2 protein-coding genes and 1 pseudogene are annotated in these 1,672 nt (G+C 64.2%); all 3 read left to right on the plus strand.

Annotated elements, in window-relative coordinates; all coding sequences use genetic code 11:
- A pseudogene (locus tag WA702_RS01235) lies at nt 1–201 on the plus strand (hypothetical protein); the annotation flags it as partial.
- Nucleotides 202–408: 207 nt separating this feature from the next.
- The gene (locus WA702_RS01240) at nt 409–1,341 is read left to right on the plus strand and encodes an IS110 family transposase (protein WP_375777642.1); all 933 of its coding nucleotides are present in this window, start codon (nt 409–411) and stop codon (nt 1,339–1,341) included.
- Nucleotides 1,342–1,556: 215 nt separating this feature from the next.
- On the plus strand, nt 1,557–1,672 hold a 116-nt coding region (locus tag WA702_RS01245; RefSeq protein WP_425108704.1), incomplete at its 3' end, for a GIY-YIG nuclease family protein.

The raw sequence follows: 1,672 nt of genomic DNA on the forward strand, positions 1-1,672 counted from the left end.
GTGCAGGACCGCATCAGGCGGCTCAAGGATCTCGTATTCCCGGGCAAGATCCAGTTCTCCGCCTGCAACAACACCAGGCAGGGCAGGGAGAAGGCCGAAGGCCACGCGATCGCCGTCGTCCCTGACGCCACCATCGTACCGTCGGGCGTGGTCCATCTGATGGAGCTGCAGGAGCAGGGCTGGAGTTACGTGAGGCCGTAGGCGTCCGCGCCCATCCAGAACCGTCATCCTTGTAAGTCTCGAATCGCCGGATCGGATAGAGTGTCCGGTGCGGTAGCGGACGGGAGACCGCTTCATCCCAGGGCTTTGAAGCCCGATCCTCAGCGCGGCGCCCCGTCCGTTGTTCCATTGAACCCGAACAGTCGCGAGGGCCGCCTGGCGAGCCCGGTTGCGCAAGGAGGGGTGCAGATGGACGCGATCTACGTTGGCATTGATGTGTCGAAGGACCGGCTGGACGTGCATGTGCGTCCGAGCGGGGAAGCCTTTGCCGTGGCGCGTGACGGCAAAGGCTTGGAAGAGCTCGTTGCGCGCTTGCAGGTGATCTCGCCAGCGCTGATTGCGGTGGAGGCAACCGGCGGCTTCGAGACCATCGTCGCTGCTGCGCTGGCGGGCGCTCAGCTGCCGCTGGTGGTGGTCAATCCGGCCCAGATCCGGCACTTCGCGCAGGCGGTTGGTCAGCGTGCCAAGACGGACCCGATCGATGCGGCAGTCATCGCGCGGTTTGTCGAGGCCGTAAAGCCGGAGCCACGTGCCATGCCGGATCAGGAAGCCCGGCTGCTGGCTGAACTGGTCAGTCGCCGACGGCAGATCATCGAGATGATCGTTGCCGAGCGTCAGCGCGAGAAGCGGGCCGAGAATGTCCGCGTCCGCAAGAGCCTTGCCCGCCATATCAAGGTCCTCGAGAAGGAGCTGCCGGAGATCGACAACGACATCGACACGCTGGTGCGCGGCTCGCCAGTCTGGCGCGCCAAGGAGGAACTGCTGGTCAGCTTTCCTGGCGTGAGCAACACCCTCGCGCGGACCTTCCTTGCCGAGGTGCCGGAGCTCGGCGCACTCAATCGGCGCCAGATCGCGAGCCTCGCCGGTCTTGCCCCGTTCACCCGCCAGTCGGGCCGCTGGAAGGGCAAGAGCATGATCGGCGGCGGAAGAGCCAAGCTGCGCGCCGGGCTCTACATGGCCGCTCTGTCGGCCAGCCGATACCATCCGCAGCTCAAGGTCTTCTATCGGCGCCTGGTGACCGCTGGTAAGCCCAAGATGGTCGCCCTCATCGCCGTTGCGCGCAAAGTTCTCACCACCCTCAACGCCATGCTCAGGGACCAAAAACCATGGCAACCCGCTTGACGAAGAACACAGTCGCTGAGGAGGCGCGTCAGCGCCGAAGGATCGACGGCCGAGTTGCCGCCGCGAAAGAATCTAAGCGCGCTGGGACATCTGGGCCGTACATCCTTCGAGACGCGCGCAAGAGCGCGCTCCTCAGGATGACGGGTTACTTTGCCCATTGACTGTCGTCACATTCACGCCATTCTTGATCCACGCGTACGCGCGAGATCATCACAATGGGCATCTACGTCTACATGCTTCGCTGCGCCGACAACTCCTTCTACGTCGGGAGCGCCACGGGTGACGATCTCGCGCCACGCATCGAACAGCACAATGCAGGTGCCTTCCCAGG

The organism is Bradyrhizobium sp., assembly GCF_049798375.1.
GTDB lineage: Bacteria > Pseudomonadota > Alphaproteobacteria > Rhizobiales > Xanthobacteraceae > Bradyrhizobium.